18 protein-coding genes and 2 tRNA genes are annotated in these 19,446 nt (G+C 62.6%); all 20 read right to left on the bottom strand.

All coding sequences use genetic code 11. The annotated features are described in order from the left end of the window. Positions 1–19: 19 nt before the first annotated feature. The 20 genes from C662_RS01215 to C662_RS01120 all read right to left on the bottom strand — a co-directional run bounded on the left by C662_RS01215 (position 20) and on the right by C662_RS01120 (position 19,440). Positions 20–4,150, bottom strand: coding sequence for a HigA family addiction module antitoxin (locus tag C662_RS01215; protein WP_083485714.1), 4,131 nt, complete (start codon positions 4,148–4,150; stop codon positions 20–22). 755 nt (positions 4,151–4,905) lie between these two features. Then, positions 4,906–4,982 (bottom strand) — tRNA-Pro (locus C662_RS01210). Between the two features lie 62 nt (positions 4,983–5,044). Next, positions 5,045–5,425, bottom strand: a complete 381-nt coding sequence (locus tag C662_RS01205; protein WP_002923855.1) for a MerR family transcriptional regulator — start codon at positions 5,423–5,425, stop codon at positions 5,045–5,047. Then, the gene (locus C662_RS01200; protein ID WP_002923852.1) at positions 5,406–5,711 is read right to left on the bottom strand and encodes an integration host factor subunit alpha; all 306 of its coding nucleotides are present in this window, start codon (positions 5,709–5,711) and stop codon (positions 5,406–5,408) included. The genes C662_RS01205 and C662_RS01200 overlap by 20 nt, the downstream gene beginning before the upstream one ends. A 1-nt stretch (position 5,712) precedes the next feature. Then, complete coding sequence (gene pheT / locus C662_RS01195) at positions 5,713–8,103, bottom strand: phenylalanine--tRNA ligase subunit beta (protein WP_002923851.1); 2,391 nt, start codon at positions 8,101–8,103, stop codon at positions 5,713–5,715. A 53-nt stretch (positions 8,104–8,156) separates the two neighbouring features. Further along, the gene (gene pheS / locus C662_RS01190; RefSeq protein WP_002923847.1) at positions 8,157–9,188 is read right to left on the bottom strand and encodes a phenylalanine--tRNA ligase subunit alpha; all 1,032 of its coding nucleotides are present in this window, start codon (positions 9,186–9,188) and stop codon (positions 8,157–8,159) included. A gap of 96 nt (positions 9,189–9,284) precedes the next feature. After that, positions 9,285–9,644, bottom strand: coding sequence for a 50S ribosomal protein L20 (gene rplT, locus C662_RS01185; RefSeq protein ID WP_002923846.1), 360 nt, complete (start codon positions 9,642–9,644; stop codon positions 9,285–9,287). Between the two features lie 12 nt (positions 9,645–9,656). Beyond that, positions 9,657–9,854, bottom strand: coding sequence for a 50S ribosomal protein L35 (gene rpmI / locus C662_RS01180; protein WP_002923845.1), 198 nt, complete (start codon positions 9,852–9,854; stop codon positions 9,657–9,659). Positions 9,855–10,009: 155 nt separating this feature from the next. Continuing rightward, positions 10,010–10,531 carry a translation initiation factor IF-3 gene (infC, locus tag C662_RS01175; RefSeq protein WP_083485713.1) on the bottom strand — a complete coding sequence of 174 codons (522 nt, stop codon included), beginning with the start codon at positions 10,529–10,531 and terminating at the stop codon, positions 10,010–10,012. A 26-nt stretch (positions 10,532–10,557) separates the two neighbouring features. After that, positions 10,558–12,474, bottom strand: a complete 1,917-nt coding sequence (gene thrS / locus C662_RS01170; RefSeq protein WP_002923840.1) for a threonine--tRNA ligase — start codon at positions 12,472–12,474, stop codon at positions 10,558–10,560. A 175-nt stretch (positions 12,475–12,649) separates the two neighbouring features. After that, a tRNA-Val gene (locus C662_RS01165) sits at positions 12,650–12,726 on the bottom strand. Positions 12,727–12,804: 78 nt separating this feature from the next. Beyond that, positions 12,805–13,047: a GlsB/YeaQ/YmgE family stress response membrane protein gene (locus C662_RS01160; protein WP_002923838.1), complete on the bottom strand. Its 243-nt coding sequence runs from the start codon at positions 13,045–13,047 to the stop codon at positions 12,805–12,807. 39 nt (positions 13,048–13,086) lie between these two features. Continuing rightward, entirely contained in the window at positions 13,087–13,875 is a 789-nt protein-coding gene (locus tag C662_RS01155) for a 3'-5' exonuclease (RefSeq protein ID WP_198291858.1), read from the bottom strand. Continuing rightward, complete coding sequence (locus C662_RS01150) at positions 13,875–14,303, bottom strand: YdbL family protein (protein ID WP_002923834.1); 429 nt, start codon at positions 14,301–14,303, stop codon at positions 13,875–13,877. The genes C662_RS01155 and C662_RS01150 overlap by 1 nt, the downstream gene beginning before the upstream one ends. Beyond that, entirely contained in the window at positions 14,300–14,533 is a 234-nt protein-coding gene (locus C662_RS01145) for a hypothetical protein (protein WP_002923831.1), read from the bottom strand. The genes C662_RS01150 and C662_RS01145 overlap by 4 nt, the downstream gene beginning before the upstream one ends. 33 nt (positions 14,534–14,566) lie before the next feature. Beyond that, on the bottom strand, positions 14,567–16,630 hold the full coding sequence (locus C662_RS01140) for a hypothetical protein (protein ID WP_002923830.1): 2,064 nt from the start codon (positions 16,628–16,630) through the stop codon (positions 14,567–14,569). Beyond that, positions 16,614–17,504: a cysteine synthase CysM gene (cysM, locus tag C662_RS01135; RefSeq protein WP_002923828.1), complete on the bottom strand. Its 891-nt coding sequence runs from the start codon at positions 17,502–17,504 to the stop codon at positions 16,614–16,616. The genes C662_RS01140 and cysM overlap by 17 nt, the downstream gene beginning before the upstream one ends. Before the next feature lie 70 nt (positions 17,505–17,574). Next, entirely contained in the window at positions 17,575–18,750 is a 1,176-nt protein-coding gene (gene lapB, locus C662_RS01130) for a lipopolysaccharide assembly protein LapB (protein WP_002923826.1), read from the bottom strand. A gap of 6 nt (positions 18,751–18,756) precedes the next feature. Next, positions 18,757–19,065 carry a LapA family protein gene (locus C662_RS01125; RefSeq protein ID WP_002923824.1) on the bottom strand — a complete coding sequence of 103 codons (309 nt, stop codon included), beginning with the start codon at positions 19,063–19,065 and terminating at the stop codon, positions 18,757–18,759. Between the two features lie 87 nt (positions 19,066–19,152). Beyond that, a complete protein-coding gene (locus C662_RS01120) occupies positions 19,153–19,440 on the bottom strand; it encodes an integration host factor subunit beta (RefSeq protein WP_002923822.1) in 288 nt (95 codons plus the stop codon). Between the last annotated feature and the right edge of the window lie 6 nt (positions 19,441–19,446).

Here is a 19,446-nt window from a genome sequence, read left to right as displayed (position 1 = left end):
GGAAATCTGAGCGGCCGATTCAGCGCAAACGGCGCCTGATACCTGCCTCGGTGTCTTCACGGCTCGCCTCGTGCTCGTAGGTTTTCGCCAAGTCCAATAGAAGCCTCGTCGCAACGAATGGGTGCGACACCTGAAGCGCTTGGCTCCACTTGCGGTACTTCTCAGCCAGATCGCGCTCCTGGTCGCCTCCTTCACCGCGTGCGTGAACGCCTCGGGAGTTGTAAATCCCTGTACGAGCGCCGCTCATCAGGGGCTCCGATTGGACGTCCTCCATCACATCCCGTACCGGCTCACACGGCCACACGCCATCCTTACCAACCGGGGCATGCGATAGCAACTTGCCAATGCAGATATCGGCGATATCGGCGCGACCCAACGCGTTGCCTTCATGGCGAACGGTCGTGATCCACTGTGCGAGGTGAGCCGCCTCCAGTTCTCCAAGCTCGTTGTGACCGGGAATGCGTTCGATAGCTTCCAGCAGCTTGTAGCCTCGTTCCGCCATGATTTTGATGCGCTCAGGCGGAATCTGAAATTCGGCAGGGTCGGTAACGCCGTCCTTGCGCTTGAATGTCCAAGCAATTGCCTGTACGAAGAGTTCAGGATGCGCCTCGACATAACGCTCGAGATTCGGGATTCCGTAGCTGTCTCGCCGACTCCAGGGGCGCGCCAGAGCATCAATATAGGCGAACTCCAAACCTGCCTTTTGATCGAGCGTCAATGCCGGGCTGCTGTTCAAGTGCTCGAAAGCCTTTTCGACGTGGTAATGCTCGAGCATGTATTGGCTAGGCTCGTCGTTGCCGCCTTGTGCCATCTCCGAGAGGACGCGAAAGAGGACCTGCACATCGAGTTTTTCTGGGTGATACTTGACGCAAGAAAACGCCGCGCGTGGGCGTTTTGCCTTCAATAACCTTTCGACGGCTTCATTGTTCTCGGCATCGTTCTCGTGAAGCCAGCCTGGGATCACCTCGCACCAATACTTGGCCTGGGCCGCCTTGCCGAGGGTGTCAACCAGTTTCCAGGTGCTCTTGCCGAATGGCGCAAGGATAAGAAGTTGCGCCGTCTCTTCTTCAGGCAGGCTCGCTGCGACGGTCTTGAGAGTCGCGTCCCGTTTGTAATCATCGGGCATCGCGCGTAGCGCGCCGCCGATAAGGTTCTTGTGGGCGTGCACCTCGTCCTTGCCGGCAAGAATTGGGGCAAGCGCGAGCCGCAACAGTTCATGGAGTTCCTGTTCGGACAGCACGTTACTGGCTACCAGGGCACCAATCACCCATGATGCTCTCCCTCGCACAGAAAGCTCCAGAATCCCGGCAAGGCCGCGGTGCCGGAGAATTTCTCGTAACGCGTCAGTCCTCAGGTTCCTGATGCGCTCGTCACGCTTGTCGAAGTCGAAACTCTCGATGTCCTCAATTTCCTCTGCAGACTCCTCAACCCATCCGTCGCGGAACAACCAGGCGTACTTGTTCAGGAGATCACTGGGTTCAAGCGCGGCGTAGGCGGCCGCGCCCGCGGTCGCTAGGCTCGTTGTCTTGCCGCTCTTCTTCGCGCGCATCGCCGCACGTCGGGATAGAGTAGAGACGCGGACTTTTTCACGCATGGCCGCTTTATCGGCATCGCTGGCTGTTCTCTTTGCCCAGTCTTTGATCAGTAGCCACACGCGGGTCTGGTCCGCCTCGCTTAGGTCATGTAACCGTTCGACTAGATCGCAAAGCATCTCGAGCGAATAGTCCTTCCAGGTCAGGGCCATCTCAACCATTTCGCGCACGAAGGCGTTGATCGGCTCCCATGTCGCAAACGGTTCGCCGAAGCCATATCCGTCAGGTCGCCAGCGCGGCTTATGGTTGTAGTCACCGATTTGAGAATGTGTGCCGAATTGTGCAAGGCAGAGCTGCCAGGCAATGTCTGGAAACTTCTCGGCTAATTTCTTCATCAACTTCACCCGCTGCTCATGGTCCGCCGCCGTCTGCGGCATCCAGGCCCGGAAAATTGACTTCAGCGAGTTAATCGGCTTGTTGCTCCAGTTATCGTTAATCTGGACCTGAGAGAGCTGAGCAAGAATGTGCACAGCACGTGGCAACGTCGCCGGGTTCCACGAAAGTCCCTCCAGTGCCCAAAGCAACCCGGTACGGCTCGGGCCGCTGCCGAGCACGCCCGAGCTCACCGGGCGTAGAAGTCCGTAAATTGCGGGGTTCTCGGATTTGAGGTCACGCTCTAGGGTCGAAAGAAATTCATCAGGAGCCGCTTCAGCATAGGTAGGAAGGTCGCGGTCGTTGGCCTCCAAAACCCGTGTGATTAATGGTGTCGGGAGTAGCTCGCGCACCACGCGTACCACCTCAAATTCGGTGTCGACACCGAGGCGGTTCTTAAACAGAGGCCCGCCGTGAACTGCTAGCAAGACTAGGGTTTCAGAAACGCCTTCCCGGAACACACTGGAAAACTCACGCGTCTTGCCGTGAATGGAAGCGGCCCAGCGCTGATTTTCGGGCAGATCGAGTGACGGGTCGTCCTCGCCAAGGACCATACTTGCCATTGAGAAGTAGCGGCTCAGGTCGGCGGGCGTCACCGCGCTAGCAATGGCGTGAAGCAGGTCAATCTTCGAGACCACGCCTCGGTATGCGCCGACCGACCAGATCGGTGCATCGTTCAGTTGCGCGAGGCTTTGGCACTCTTTTTCAAGTTCTTCGTAGGAGCGCCCACCGGCCAAGAGCAAAAGTCCCAGCTTGTCGGTTTCGTTTTGGCTGTTCCATGCGCCCACAAGCAGGAACGGAACGAGTTTTGTCGCTGTTTGATGATCCGCAGCCCATTCAGGTGTCTGCACCGCCGAAACCGTCGCAAGCCGGCGGCGCAATACCGTAAGTGACCGGCCCGAGGCGTTCGCAAGCCGGGAAATTTCGTCACGGCTCTTGCCCATCTCTTCGAGCGCCTTACTGAACGTCTCGTAGTTCGCGGGTTCCAGAACGATGTCGGGCGTAGTGGTTGTCGCGTTGCGGGGGTAGATCACGAAAGAATGCAACGACTTCGCATAGGGGCCGAGTTCGCGTTCGACTTCCCGCGTGAAAGCGACCGGGATGAAAGTCTGTGCGCCCGCTGCTAGGCGCGGCAAGACACCAGGCTTGTCGAACACCAGAACGCGGTCGCGGTATGAGGCGAGGTCTTCCCCTCCGCGGTCACTGAGCAGTTCAGATAGGAAGGCAAGAGCCTCTTCAGTGGAGTCTGCCGCAATATATATCGGCCCCTCGGAGGGTTTGGACAAGCGCGACTGAATAGCACGCTTGGTCGCCTCGATGGCGGAGCTAAACAGAGTGCCGGCCAGTGGCGGCGTCGAGACATTGGCCCAGTCTGCCCAGCACTTATCGAGCGACCGAACGTGCTGCGCAGGGATGTGCGTCTCATTTGCAAACCATGCTTGCGCAGGCAGCGACTGCTCTAGCCATTGCTCAAGATCGCTAGCATCGTAAGCGCGAACATCCTTCCAAAGTCCCTTTGCCCTTTTGGCCTCGACCCAGGCACTTTTTCCGGCCCAGCGGCGCGGCGTGACGAACACAAACGTAATCTCGGAGCGCTCCTGTCGCTCTGCATATGCCTTGACGCTCTTTTCGAAGTCTCCGTCTGCCTTCGTCTTTGGATCCTCGTTGGTGCCAAACTCCCAGCCGGATTGCCCGGACGGAACCCAGGGGGCGCCTTCGGTTGCCTCTACGAGACCATCCCATCCGGGGCGCTCGGCGTCGTCGTTGCCTGGAAAATCCACTTTCGTTAGCCCGCGGCCGGTCGAATGCACTAGCGAGCGCAGGAAAACGGCCAAGCGTGTGCGTGCCGGGATGTTGTGCGAAACCCACCCTTCAATGTCGTTGGCCTTGATTGCCAAGAACGGCGGCACATACGCTTTGGTGTCGGCGGGCGTATTTATCCGGTTGGCTCGTGCCACCTCGTACCGCGCTTGCATCTCCATCAAGTCCTTGAGCGGGTACTGAAAAACCTTTTCCAGGCGTGCGGCCATGTCGGGGGACAAAGCAGCGTTGCCGTTGAGCAGGTTCGACAAGGCTGGACGGCCTACACCCATGAGTTCTGCGGCCTTGGTGACGGACATTCCGGCTGGAATAACTTCGGCCTTGATACGTACTCCCGGATGGGGGACGTCGGTAGGTGCATTCATGGGGGACCTCAGCTTCTTCGTGCAGTTAGTAGAGACTGCGCAAAGTCTGTCATGGTGTATTGCGTAGCGCAACACACAACAGTTCTGCCGAGATTGCCTATCCCGGCTGGAAGAGGCTCAGGCAGCCGCTTTGGGCAAGTTTTCCGCGTAGGGTATCCGGCAGGTTTCAAAGTGAAGTAGCCGCTTAAACGACCTATCTGTTCGGATGGCGACCGGCAGTTCATGGCCGGACTGAGACCTTCAGGGCCAAACCCACGGAGCCCATCGGGAGGCCGCCTACGACCGCCCCGTTGCTGCCGTTCAGATCTGAGGAAAGCTGTCATTCAACGTTTGACTTAAGCGGCGCCGTAAGGCGTTCGCTCGAAGCCGAGATGACGGATTTTCTCGGCGCGGTGCCTCAGGTAATAAGCCAGACTCTTGGGGGGCCAGTTGGGGAGGCCACAGGCACCCGCCGCCCGCCCGATAGTCACTCTCGCAATGGCCATCACCAGAGCCCTGGCTAAAGCAATCAGAGGACCTGCCCCAGCCATCGTCCCACGAGCCGACGGAAAAACCAGGTCGCAGGCAGCGCGAATTCTGTAGGCTCAAATCCGGTGGAACGCCGTGGAACCTTCGTCTGCCCTAGGTTTGGCGGTTGGCCCCTAAATCGGCAGTGTGGCCCCCCAACTGGCCCCCCAAACCCAAAACGGCGTGAATAAACGCAAAAAAGCCAACCCTCAGGTTGGCTTAATTACTTGATTCTAAACAGTATTCTTTGGTCGGGGCGGCGGGATTCGAACTCGCGACCCCTTGCACCCCATGCAAGTGCGCTACCAGGCTGCGCTACGCCCCGACACAAGCCGCCATTATAGCAGCGTTTTCAGAAATTACCAGAAACTGCTTCCGAAATATTGCTCATGCACGCAAGACCTCGAGCACCTTGACCAAGCCTGCACGGACCTCGGCCACCACCGCCTTGTATCGCTCGACCTCGACCCCGTTCTCCTGCTCCTGGATCGCAGACTCGCCGAGGCGATTGCGCGCACCGGAGATGGTGAAACCCTCCTGGTACAACAGCTGCCGGATGCGCCGGATGAGCAGAACCTCATGGTGCTGGTAGTAACGGCGGTTGCCGCCCCGCTTGACCGGCTTGAGCTGGGTGAACTCCTGCTCCCAATAGCGCAGGACGTGAGGCTTCACGCAGCAAAGGTCGCTGACCTCTCCGATCGTGAAATAGCGCTTCGCCGGAATTGGCGGCAGCGCTTCGACGCCGATTTCAGGGCTGCTTGCTTGCATCGCTGAGTTGCTCCACCGCGGCCTTCAGTTTCTGGCTGGCATGGAAGGTGACCACCCGCCGGGCGGTGATCGGGATCTCTTCACCAGTCTTGGGATTGCGCCCGGGGCGCTGGGGCTTGTCACGCAACTGGAAGTTGCCGAAGCCCGACAGCTTCACGCTGTCGCCCCGCTCGAGCGCCATCCGGATCTCCTCGAAAAAGCCCTCGACCATGTCCTTGGCTTCGCGCTTGTTCAGCCCGACCTGATCGAACAGCAGATCGGCGAGTTCGGCCTTCGTCAAAGTCATGTCAGTCCCCTGCTCCACGCAGACGTGCGCCGAGTACCGCTTCGGCCTGCCTGACAAGTAGTGTGACGACTGCCTCAACTTCGCCCTCTTCGAGTGTGCGCTGAGTATCTTGCATCGATACCCTGAAGGCAAGACTCTTCTTGTCAGGGTCGATGCCCTTGCCATGATAGACGTCGAACAGCTCGATCTCGCGCACGATGGCCGGCGCAGCGGCACGCAGCACCTCCACGACCTTGCCGGCATTGACCTCCACGCCGACCACAAGGGCGAGGTCACGAGTCACTGCGGGCATGCGGGAAATCTCGGCGTAGGCCGGCATCTCTGCAGCGAGCAGCGCATCGAGCTCGATCTCGAATACGACCGGCGCACTGCCGAGCTCATAGCGCTGCACCCAGACCGGGTGCAGCTCGCCGAGGATGCCGATGCTGCGCCCGTCAAGACGGACGCTTGCAGCGCGCCCGGGGTGCAGGGCTGGATGCGACAGGCGCTCGAAGTCGAGCCGGCGCGGGGCGAACAGCGCTTCAAGGTCGCCCTTCACATCGTAGAAATCGACGTTGCGCGCCTTCTCGCCCCATTGCTCGGGCACTACCGTGCCCGCCGCCAGTGCGGCGAGCTTCATGACCTGATGAAAACCGGCAACCGGCTCGCCGTCAGCTTTGCGCTCGAAGGTGCGAGCGATCTCGAACACGCGTACACGGTCGGTCTGGCGCTTGCGGTTGGTGGCGAGGTTACCGATGAGGCCACCGATCAGGCTCGAGCGCATGACGCTGAGCTGGCTGGCGATCGGGTTGGCGAGGCGGATCGGTTCTTCGTTGGCGCAGAAGTCGCGCTCCCAGGCCTCCTCGACGAAGGCAAAATTGATCACCTCCTGATAGCCGCGCGCCGCCACCAGATGGCGCAGCGCCCATACCGGACGGCTGCGCTCAGAGCGCGGCAGCATCATCAGGCTGCCCTGCGGTGCAACCGCGGGAATGTTGTCGTAGCCGTGAAGACGCGCAAGCTCCTCGATAAGATCTTCCTCGATCTCGATATCGAAACGCCACGACGGCGGCGTCACAAGGAAGTCATCACCGCTGCGCTCGACTGCAAGGTGAACGCGCCGCAGGAGTTCGAGCATCGCCTGGTCGTCCAGCGTGATGCCGAGCACACGGCGCGCGCGCGCCGGCCGCAAGCGTACCGGCGCGCGCGCCGGCAATGCGTCGGCAGCGACAGCCTCTTCAACCGGTCCGGCCTCGCCGCCGCAGATGTCGAGGATGAGGCGGGTCGCACGCTCGATGGCAATGCGCGCCAGCTCGAAATCGACGCCGCGCTCGAAGCGGTGCGAGGCATCCGAACTGAAGCCGTAGCTGCGCGCGCGCCCGGCGATGGCATCGGGGGCGAAGAACGCGCTCTCGAGAAAGACCTCGGTGGTGTCGAGCGTGATGCCGCTCTCCTCACCGCCCATGATGCCGGCCAGCGCAAGCGCGCGCGATTCGTCGGCGATGAGCAGCGTGTCCACCGCGGGCGTCACGGTTTGCTCATTGAGCAGCAGGACCGTTTCGCCCTCCTGCGGCAAGCGAACGTGGATCGCGCCCTGCAGTCGGGTGTTGTCAAAGGCATGCAGCGGCTGGCCGAGCTCGAGCATGACGTAGTTGGTGACATCGACCAGCGCGCTGATCGCACGGATGCCACTGCGTGCCAGTCGGCGCACCATCCATTCCGGCGTGCGCGCGCGCGCATCGACGCCGCGCAGGATGCGACCACAGTAACGCGGGCAGGCCTGCGGTGCATCGAGCACGATGCCGCGACGGGCCTCGAAGCTCGGTGCGACCGGGATGACCGCCACGGGGCGCAACTCGACACCGGTCACCGCCGCCACCTCGCGTGCGACGCCCGACAGACTCAGGCAGTCGGCGCGGTTGGGGGTGAGTTTGATGGTGAACAGGGTGTCGTCCAGCCCCAGGTAATCGCGGATGTCCGCGCCCACAGGGGCGTCATCGGGCAGGGCATAAAGGCCGCCATGATCTTCCGAGAGCCCAAGCTCGCGCGCCGAACACAGCATGCCGAAGGACTCCACTCCACGCAGCTTGGCAGCCTTGATGGCGAAATCGCCCGGCAGCACGGCACCCACGCGGGCGCACGGCACCTTCATGCCGGCCGCGGCATTGGGCGCCCCGCAAACGATCTGCAACAGCTCGGCGCCACCGGCATCGACCTTGCACAGCTTGAGCTTGTCGGCGTTGGGGTGCTTGTCGGCCTCGACAATGCGCGCGACCACCACGCCGCTGAAAGCGGGTGCCGCCGGCTCGGCCTCCTCGACCTCAAGGCCCGCCATCGTCAGCAGGTGGCCAAGTTGGGCGCTATCGAGTTGCGGATCGACGAAGGTCCGCAGCCACTGTTCAGAGAATTGCATGATTCCTTAACCCGGATTGCGTGAATTGGGCGATGCGAGGGGGCAGCGCAGGCTCAGCGGAACTGGCCCAGGAAGCGCAGGTCACCCTCGAAGAACAGGCGCAGGTCGTTGACACCGTAGCGCAGCATGGTCAGGCGATCCGGCCCCATCCCGAAGGCAAAGCCGGTGTAGCGCTCGGGGTCAATGCCACCGAAACGCAGTACGTTCGGATGCACCACGCCGCAACCCGCGATCTCCAGCCAACGACCTTCCAGTGCGCCGCTCATGAAAGCGACGTCGATCTCGGCCGAGGGCTCGGTAAACGGGAAGAAGGAGGGGCGGAAACGGACCTGCAGGTCATCGGTCTCGAAGAAGCGGCGCAGGAAGTCGGCCACCACGCCCTTGAGATCGGCAAAGCTCACCTTCTCGCCCACCCACAGGCCTTCGACCTGATGGAACATCGGCGAATGCGTGGCATCGGAATCCACCCGGAACACCCGTCCGGGCGCAATGACGCGCAGATCGGGCATGGTGTCGAGATCCTTGCAACGCTCGACATGCGCCTGCATCGCACGGATCTGCACAGGACTGGTGTGCGTGCGCAGCAGCACGTCGTCGTGGCCTTCGAGATAGAAGGTGTCGTGCATGGAGCGCGCCGGATGGTTCTCAGGGGTGTTGAGCGCGGTAAAGTTGTGCCAGTCGGTCTCGATCTCGGGGCCGTCGGCAACGACGAAGCCGATCGACGCGAACAGCTGCTCGATGCGCTCCAGCGTACGACTCACCGGATGCAGCCCGCCCTGGACGCCACCGCGCCCCGGTAGGGTCACGTCGAGCGCCTCGGCAGCAAGCTGGGCCAGCAGCGACGCCTCGCGCAGCGCATTGCGCCTGGCCTCGAGCGCCCCCTCGATGGCCACCTTGGCGGCATTGATCGCGGCACCCGCTTCGCGCCTGGCCTCGGGCTCGAGCTTGCCGAGCGACTTCAGGCGCTCGGTGAGCGAACCCGCCTTGCCCAGGTAGCGCGCCTTGGCCTGTTCGAGCTGCGCGCCATCGGCGGCGGCGGCGAAATCGAGCGTCGCCTGTTGTACGAGTTGATCGAGCTGTTCCATGTTCCTGCCCTGGCCGAATGCGGTGTTGCTTGGAAAGTCGTGCAAAGTTCAGAAAAAAAAAGGAGGCCAGGCCTCCTTTTTTCGGACTGCGTTCGATTACGCAGCGAGTTTGGCCCGGGCTTGTTCGGCAATCGCGGCAAAAGCCGGCTTGTCGAACACAGCCAGGTCGGCCAGCACCTTGCGGTCGATCTCGATCGCAGCCTTCTTCAGGCCATTCATGAAGGTGCTGTAGGTCAGGCCGATCTCGCGGGCAGCCGCGTTGATACGGGCGATCCACAGGGCACGGAACTGACGCTTGCGCTGACGACGGTCGCGGTAGGCGTACTGGCCAGCCTTCATCACCGCCTGCTTGGCGATGCGATAGACATTCTTGCGACGGCCGCGATAACCCTTGGCCTGGACGAGGACTTTCTTGTGACGAGCGCGGGCGGTTACACCACGTTTAACGCGAGGCATTGCGGTCTCCTATCAAGCGTACGGAAGCATGGCACGAATCAGCTTTTCATCGGCAGCATGAACTTCGGTCATGCCGCGCAGCTGACGCTTCGCCTTGGTCGTTTTCTTGGTCAGGATGTGGCGCTTGAACGCCTGGGACCGCTTGATCCCACCGCTGGAGCGGACCTTGAAGCGCTTCTTGGCGCCGCTCTTGGTCTTCATCTTGGGCATTGCTGAGACTCCATGTTTTTGGATGACACCAGGTAGCGCCGATGAGCCCCGACGCATTTTGTTACCCGGCACCACTTGTTTTCCGCCGGCAGGACCATTCCGGCCAGCGGTCTCACCCCTTGCGAGGCAATTTCGTCACAACCGAGCCGCGCGGCTCAGTGCTTCTTCTTTGGCGCGATGATCATGATCATCTGGCGCCCTTCCATCTTCGGCATCTGTTCGACCTGACCCTGTTCTTCAAGGTCCGCCTTGATGCGCTCGAGCTGACGCAGACCGAACTCCTGGTGGGCCATCTCGCGGCCGCGGAAGCGCAAGGTCACCTTGCACTTGTCGCCTTCATCCAGGAAGCGCTTGAGGTTGCGCAGCTTGATCTGGTAGTCGTTTTCGTCGGTTCCGGGACGGAGCTTGACCTCCTTGACCTGAACCTGTTTCTGCTTGAGTCGGGCTTCGTGGGCCTTTTTCTGTTCCTGATACTTGAACTTGCCGAAATCCATCAGCTTGCACACCGGCGGTGCAGCCATGGGAGCAATTTCGACAAGGTCCAGCCCGGCTTCTTCGGCCATGTTCAGGGCTGCGTTCAGGGACACGATTCCGAGCTGTTCGCCTTCTTCGCCAACCAGCCGGACCTCGGGCGCGTTGATCTCCCTATTTACGCGCTGCTTCTTATCTTGAGCGATGGTTCAACTCTCCACGAAAACCAAAATCAGACCGCACCGGCCTTCGCTTCAACCTCGCGAAGCCAGCGTTCGATCAGCGAATCGAGGGACATTTGGCCAAGATCCTGGCCACCCCGCGCACGTACGGCCACCAAGCCCGCTGCCTTTTCCTTGTCGCCAATGACGATCTGGTAAGGCAGCTTCTGCACGCTATGTTCGCGGATTTTATAGTTAATCTTCTCGTTGCGCAAATCCGCCTCGACGCGGAAGCCCGCTTTCCTGAGCCTGGCAACGACGTCAGCCGCATACTCACCCTGGGCTTCGGAAATGTTCATCACCACGGCCTGCACCGGCGCAAGCCACAGCGGCATGGCGCCGGCGTGGTTCTCGATCAGGATGCCGATGAAGCGCTCGAGCGAACCGAGGATGGCGCGGTGCAACATGACCGGCACCTTCTTGGTGTTGTCCTCGTCCACGTACTCGGCACCAAGCCGCACCGGCAGGTTGAAATCGAGCTGCAAGGTACCGCACTGCCACACGCGCCCCAGGCTATCCTTGAGCGAGAACTCGATCTTGGGCCCATAGAAGGCCCCCTCGCCCGGCTGCAGGTCGTAGCTGAGCCCCTGTGCGTCGAGCGCAGCAGCGAGCGCCGCCTCGGCGGCATCCCACTGCTCGTCGGTACCGACTCGCTTCTCCGGCCGCGTGGACAGCTTGACCAGCACGTCGGTGAAACCAAAATCGGAATAGACCTTCTGCAGCAGGCGAATGAACTCGGCCGACTCGGCCTGCACCTGACCCTCGGCACAGAAGATGTGTGCGTCGTCCTGCACGAAGTTGCGCACGCGCATGATGCCGTGCAGCGACCCAGAGGGCTCATTGCGATGGCAGGAGCCGAACTCGGCCATGCGCAGCGGCAGGTCACGATAGCTCTTCAGACCCTGGTTGAAGATCTGGATGTGACAAGGGCAGTTCATCGGCTTGACGGCATAGTCGCGCTTCTCGGACTGCGTGGTGAACATCAGGTCCGAGTACATGCCCCAGTGACCCGACCTCTCCCACAGCGAGCGATCGACGATCTGCGGCGTCTTCACTTCCTGGTAGCCATGCTCGCAGATGATCCTGCGCATGTACTGCTCGACCTGTTGCCACAGCGTCCAACCCTTGGCATGCCAGAACACCATGCCCGGTGCCTCGTCCTGGATATGGAAGAGATCGAGTTGGCGACCGAGCTTGCGGTGGTCGCGCTTCTCAGCCTCCTCGATCATGTGCAGGTAGGCGTCGAGCTCGTCCTTCTTTGCCCATGCCGTGCCATACACACGCTGCAGCATCTCGTTCTTCGAGTCGCCCCGCCAATAGGCTCCGGCCAGCTTGGTCAGCTTGAAAACCTTGAGCTTACCGGTCGACGGCACATGCGGCCCGCGACACAGGTCGATGAAATCGCCCTGCCGATAGAGCGAGACATCCTCATTGGCCGGAATCGAGGCAATGATCTCCGCCTTGTAGTGCTCGCCGATACCCTTGAAGAACTCCACCGCCTTGTCGCGCGACCATACCTCGCGATGCACCTGGATCTCGCGCCTGGCGATCTCGTTCATGCGCGCCTCGATCGCGGCGATATCCTCAGGCGTAAACGGGCGCTTGTAAGAGAAGTCGTAGTAAAAGCCGTTATCGATGACCGGGCCGATGGTGACCTGCGCCTCCGGGAAGAGCTCCTTCACCGCGTGCGCAAGCAGGTGCGCCGTGGAATGGCGAATGATCTCCAGCCCGTCCTCGGACTTGTCGGTAACGATCGCCAGTGCCGCATCTGTCTCCAAACGATGAGAGAGATCGACTAGACGATCACCAACCCGCCCCGCCAAGGCCGCCTTGGCCAGACCAGCGCCGATCGAGGCAGCCACCTCCCCCACCGTCACGGGGTGATCGAAGCTGCGTACAGAACCGTCAGGGAGCGTGATGTTGGGCATGACTTGAGCCTCGATCCGGATTCAGTCCCGACCAACGACCGGGATGCGATGCAAAATTGTGGACGAAAAAAAAGCGCGGTCTAGGCGCGCTTTTTTCTCTAGCAGACAAGCGGAGCCGACCTGATCAGTTTCCGGCCTGAGTGGTAGTTCGGAACATGAATCGACTCCAAAATCTTGGTAGGCGCGATTGGATTCGAACCAACGACCCCCACCATGTCAAGGTGGTGCTCTAACCAACTGAGCTACGCGCCTGCTGAAGACACGCATTATAGACAGCTCTTCAGCATTGTCAAAGACTTTTTTGAAGAATCGCTACAAGCTGGATTGTCCTCAGGCTTTGAGCCGGCGCACCACGAACAGGATCACTACTGCGCCCACGACCGCACCAACGAAGCCGGCAGCCTCTCCCACATGGTAGATCCCGAGGAACTGCCCCCCATAGGTGGCAAGCATCGAGCCTCCGATGCCCAACAAGGCCGTCATGATGAGCCCCAGCCCGTCCTTTCCGGGATGCAGCAGGCGTGCGATGAGGCCCACAATGAGGCCGATGAGAATGGTGCCGAGGATGTCCATGAAGCGCCCCTCCGAAGTACCCTTGGCTGGCCCAGGCGCTCACGCCGTCGGCCAGGCCTCCAAAAACTGCCGCCAGTGCGGTGCATCCAGCCGCGCCAACGCGCTGCGCACGACCTCGACCTCGTCGGCCCACGCCTTGGCGTCGAGGTGGCCACGCATGCGTTCGAACCGCAGGTATACCAGATAAGTATTGACCACATCCGTCTCGCAATAGTCGCGGATCTCGGCAACCCGTCCGTCCTGGAAGGCCTGCCAGACTGCTGAACCGTCCATGCCGAGCTTGCCCGGATACCCCATCAGCTTGGCCAGGTCATCCAGCGGCGCATTGGCGCGCGGCTGATACATGGCGAGCAGGTCCATGAGATCGAGATGGCGGCTGTGGTAGCGCCCGATGTAGTTGTTCCACTTGAAATCGCGCGAGTCGTGGTAGTCACCCTCACCCTGATCCCAGTAGCGCGGCGCACAGACACCATGGAGCATGCCACGGTAATGCAGCACCGGGAGGTCGAAGCCGCCGCCGTTCCACGACACGATCTGCGGCGTGTAGCGCTCGATCCCATCGAAAAAACGCTGGATGATCTCGCCCTCGCCCACATCCGGCTCGGACAGCGAGAACACGCGGAAGTGCTGTGCGTCGCGCAGCACACAGGAAATCGTCACCACGCGCTGCAGGTGGTGAGGCAGGAAATCCGTGCCATGGCTCGCCCGGCGCTGCTGGAAGGCCCACTCCGCGACCTCGAAATCCGACAGTGCGGCAGGCAGCTCACCGAGCGCGCGAATGCCGTCGACATCCGGAATGGTCTCGATGTCAAAAACGAGGACGGGCATCACTTGCGGACCCAGTTGCCGCCCTGCTGCACGTACCAGCCGGGCTGCGCGCGGTCGATCCAGCGTTGCGCAAAAGTGCGCCGGACATCGGCCTCCCACTCGGGACGGCCATTGGCGCGCGCGATCTCGCGATACAGCGCCGCACGATCGGCGTTCTCTGCGGCGAGCAGGCTATTCGCTTGCGCGCGCTGCGCCAGCGGGATCGCGCTGGCGTCGCGCAGCGCGACACTGCCATCGGCGGCAAGACCGATTGCCCCCGCCGCGTAAAGCGGCGCAAGCTGGGCGTGACGCTGCTGCATCGACTGCCGTAGTGCCGAGACTGCAGGCGTATCGATCTCGAGGTTACCCTGGGCATGAACGGCGCTCATGCCTCCGAGCGCCAGACACAGCAGCACGCACCAGCGTGTGAGTACCATCGACAGGTTCATTTGGAATCTCCTTGTGCGGCGGGCGTCTCGGCTGCAGCACCCTCGCGCAGTTGCCACACCTCGTCGATGATGCGATCGGCCGCCTTCTCTGCCGCTGCGGCAGGAAAGTAGATGTTGATGGTGACACAGGCCGAGGCCACGACGGCGAGCACCGTGACGGCTAGGCGACGCAGCCACGGCGCAGCCTGGGACGGCATGGGCACGGTGGACGAAACGGAATTGGATGCCACGGGATCCTCCTGCATGGGTTCGGAAGCCGGCGCTCAGCGCAGTTCGGGAGAGACGTTGTCGGCCATGACGCGCTGCAGGCGTTCAACCAACTCGTTCCAATTGACGCGTCGATTGTAGCCGATGACATCCAGCGCCGGGACGCCCCCGCCACGCACGATCACGAAGCCGCCATCCGCGCGCGCCCCGCCCTCCACACCATCCATCATGCATACACCGGCGCGCAACCGGCATGTCAGCCCGAGCTCGCGATAGCCGAAAGTATCGAAGATGCCCAGCAGGCTGCGCTGAACGGCCGCCATCGCCCCGCCACCGCCCAGGGCGCTGATGTTCTGCACTGCACGCTGGCTGATGCGACGCGGATAGCGCCCCGGGCTGCTGCTGATACGGGCATCGAAAGCCACCGGACGCCAACGCAACAACTCCAGGCCTGCGAGGCTCAGGTCCACGAAGCCCGTGACGCTGCCGAAACTGAAGGTATCGGTCAATTGGGAAAGGTCGAGACGGCGCCCCTCGATGTCCGCGCTCAAATGCGAAGCAACCCCGAAGGGCTCGACAAGACGCAGGCCGGTGGCCTGAAGATAGCCATCGAACACCGATACGACGAGCGCACCATTCAACGTAATTTCACCCGGACTGACCCGTACGTCGGGCAGGGAAGCCGCGAGCACGCCCCCCATCCGTGGCATCTCGAGGGCCTCGGTCAGAAGCGGCATCGACACCGGCTCGATCACCACGCCCCCCACGCCCTGCCAACCGGCATCCGTGTGCGCGAGCGTGAGGTGCTCGATGACGAGGGCGCCGTCGAGCACAGGCAAACGGGCGGGCGCCAGGCTCAGCGAGCGCCCGTCGAGGCTGGCCTCGAGCTCGAAACTGCCCAGCGCGATCCGCTCCCATTGCCCACCACCAATCCGCAGCCGGCTTGAAGTGCTCGCACCTGCGTGCCACGCGAGGGTGCCACCGACCGGCCCAAGCGCGAAGCCGCCCCCGCCCGCAGCGCCGACGAAACCGAACCCAGCACCTTCCAGCCGGGCATCGATTTGGGCCAATACCCCGTCCTGCAGCCGTAACAACCCGTCCAGTTGTCCGCCGAAGTACATGCGGTCGGCACTCGCCGGCGCAATCAAGGGCGCGATCCAGCGCGGCCCAAGCACACCGAGGTCAGCGTTGGTCAGTTCGAGTTCAAGCTCGAGTACGGCTGCCGTGTCGAGCTCGACACGCGCACTCGCATCCAGCCTGCCCACCCCCTCCAGCGCCACCTCGCTGCGCTCCACGACGACGACCCCACCCTGCAGGCGCCCCTGCGCACGCACGCTCGGGCCAGCCTCGAGGTACAGCGGGTGCAGATAGGCGGCCCCATGTCGCCACTCGACCTCGCCCTGCCACGCCCAACCGTCGTCAAGCGCCCGTGCCGTGCCTGAGATTGCGAGCTCGAGCGACTCGCCCGCCTGCAAACCGTCCGCGCTACCGAAGCCGGCATCGAACAGGCGCACATCGATGCTGACGCGCGCAGGCGAATTGCCGTCTGCACCCCAGCGCAATTCCCCATCCAGGGTAGCAACAGGGCGGAAACGCTCGAAGAGTGTGTCGATGTCGGCGTCCAGACCCGCCAGCACCGCGTGCAGCTTGTCCAGAGCAAGCCGATCCGCCCTCGCCCGCAGGGCGCCACCCTCGAAGGTGAGTCCGAGTCGCCCGCCATCGGCGAAGGTCAGACCGAGCTCGCCTCGACCATCGCCAGCCAGCTCAAGCTCGGCCACCAGCGGCAAGACCCTGCCGGCGACGCTCAGGCGCGCAGCACCGCAGTGCACCGCATCGAACGTCAGGGTGGCATGGCTGCAGCGCAACGCCAGGTCGCGCCACTGTCGCTGCCCCAGGCGCAGCCGGTCCACGCGCAACACCGCCGCGCCAGACTCGTATTCCAGGCTTAGCCGCTGCAGGGCCAGCATCGGGCTGGCGAGGTCGCCCAGGCGCAGCGCCAGGCGGTCGACGGCAGCCGCGGGCGCAAGTGACCACAGCACAGCCGCCGACAGCAGGAACAGAATGAGCTGCCGGCCCCGGCAGACCGTGCCGCGCCGCGAGAGCTCAGGCGGGGAAGACACCCGTCGACAGGTAACGGTCGCCACGGTCGCAGACAATCGAGACGATCACCGCGTTCTCGACCTGCGCTGCTACGCGCAGCGCGACATGCAGCGACCCGCCCGACGAGATGCCTGCGAAGATGCCCTCCTCGCGCGCCAGCCGGCGCGTCATCTCCTCGGCCTCGGCCTGACTCACACGCTCGACCCGATCGACGCGTGGACGCTCGAAGATCCGCGGCAGATAGGCCTCCGGCCACTTGCGGATACCGGGAATCTGCGAACCCTCCTCGGGCTCGCAACCGATGATGCAAACCGCCGGGTTCTTCTCCTTGAGGAACCGGGAGGTACCCATGATGGTGCCCGTCGTGCCCATCGAGCTGACGAAGTGCGTCACCGTACCAGCGGTCTGCTCCCAGATCTCGGGTCCCGTGCCCTCGTAATGGGCGAGCGGGTTGTCCGGATTGGCAAACTGATCAAGGATGATGCCCTTGCCCTCGTCGCGCATACGCTCGGCGATATCGCGCGCCATCTCCATCCCGCCCGAGGTCGGCGTGAGCACGAGCTCTGCGCCGAACGCGCGCATGGTCTGGCGCCTTTCCACGCTCTGGTTCTCGGGCATCACCAGGATCATGTGGTAACCGCGCATCGCGGCAGCCATCGCCAGCGCGATCCCGGTATTGCCGCTGGTGGCTTCGATCAGCGTATCGCCGGGCTTGATGTCTCCGCGAGCCTCCGCCCGCATCACCATCGACAGCGCCGGACGGTCCTTGACCGAGCCCGCCGGGTTGTTGCCCTCGAGCTTGGCGAGGATCACATTGTTGCGGCCGGCGTTGATGCGCTTGAGGCGCACCAGCGGAGTGTGGCCGACGTAGTCTTCTAGGGTCCTGAAGTCCATTGTGTTCATTCGCGCTCGTTGGAAAGGGGAGACACTGGATGGTTACCGCGATCGAACGCGGAGACGATGCTCAGGGCACGAGATCGAACTCTTCCGTTCGTCGCGGCGGATAGGTTTCCCAGCCACCGCAGGCAGGGCAACGCCAGTGGAACTGGCGTGCCTTGAAACCACACGCGTCGCACCGATAACGGGCCACGCGCCGGGTGTGGCCATGGATCAACTGCTTGACCAGTTCGATATCGCCACGCTGCTCGACGGGAGCCGCAAGCAGGGCTGCCTCGAGCAGTTTGTCCAGACCGAGCAGGGTCGGATTGCGCCGCAACTCCTCACGCACCAGCTCGTACGCCGCCTTCGGCCCTTCGCGCTCCATCTCCCACTGAAAGAGCTCGTCGAGCAAATCCAGCGAAGCATGGGACGACAGCCAGGCGCTCAGCAGCTGGTGCCCCTGCTCCACCAGGCCGCGCCTGCCATAGGCCTCCATGACACGCTCGGCGACCAGCGAAAGGTAGATCGGGTTCTGGTTCTCCACCCGCTTCCAGGCTTCGAGTGCTGCCTCATCGTCGCCGTTCGCGGCGTGCAGATCACCAAGCAGCAGACTGGCCCGCACACTACGTGGATTGACCACAAACGCCCGCTCCAGGTGCCCGCCAGCCTCATCGGGGCGGGAGTTGGCCATCGCAGCCGCAGCAAGCTCGCAGTGAAAGTTGGCGACCTCAGTGCGCCACAGGTGACTCTCGTGTTGAGGCAGGGCCTGCGCGACATCGATCGCCTTGGCCCAGTCCTTCTCCTGCTGGTAAATCTCCAGCAGGTAACGCAGCGCGACGTCGTTCGCCGGCGTGCCGCGCAGCCGCACGAAGACGGCCTCGGCGCGATCGAGCAGTCCCGCCTTGAGGAAATCCTGGCCAAGCTCGCCCAGGGCCTGCAGGCGCTGCTCCTCGCTGAGGTCTTCGCGATCGACGAGCAGCTGGTGGATACGGATCGCGCGGTCGGTCTCTCCACGCCGCCGGAACAGGCTGCCGAGCGCAAAATGGAGCTCAACCGTGTGCGGGTCGATGCGTACGGCCTCGACGAAGGCGTCGATCGCCTTGTCGGGCTGCTCGTTGAGCAGGAAGTTGAGTCCGCTCAGATAGGAGCGCGGCAGGGAGCGCGACTCCTTGACGACCTGGCGAATATCAATGCGCGCAGCCAACCAGCCGAGCGCGAAGAACAGCGGCAGGGCCAGAAGCCACCAGAACTCGATTTCCATGAGGCCTCAAGGCATGGGCAACTGGGCTTCGCCCGCTGCCGGGCCGACCTGAGGTTGCGCCCTGTCGCGCTCGGCTTGCTCGAGCTGACGGCGCAGGCGGGAGATCTCCCGACGCTGACGCATGAGCGACGCAAGGGTCGCCGTCACGCCCAGCAGGGCCCCTGCCGCGAAAGTCAGGAGAATGACGAATACCAGGGGAAGCTGCCACTGACTGCCGAAGAAGAAGCTCAGGGTCACAAGATGATCGTTCTTGATCGCGAACCCGAACAGCAGAAAGAACAGCACCAGGCGGATGAACCAGATGATTGCGCGCATGGCCGGCATTATCCCCGAGCAATGAACAAAAAAGAAGGCGGCCGCAGCCGCCTTCCATTATTGCCTGTAAATCCGATCGCCGCGCGGTCACGTGCCGCTGAGGTCCACCCGCTCGCGCAACTCCTTGCCCGCCTTGAAATGCGGGACGTATTTTTCCGGCACATGCACCTTCTCGCCGGATTTCGGGTTGCGCCCGGTACGGGGGGGACGGTAGTTCAGCGCAAAGCTGCCAAACCCGCGGATCTCGATGCGATCACCGCGCGCCAGCGCGTCAGTCATCGCATCGAGGATCATCTTGACCGCGTAATCGGCGTCCTTTGCGACCAGCTGGGGAAAACGCTCCGCCAGCTGGGCGATCAGCTCCGATTTGGTCATGATCGG

Source organism: Thauera sp. 28, from assembly GCF_000310145.2.
GTDB classification, from domain to species: Bacteria; Pseudomonadota; Gammaproteobacteria; order Burkholderiales; family Rhodocyclaceae; genus Thauera; species Thauera mechernichensis.
This window is presented reverse-complemented; position numbering and strand designations above follow the sequence as displayed.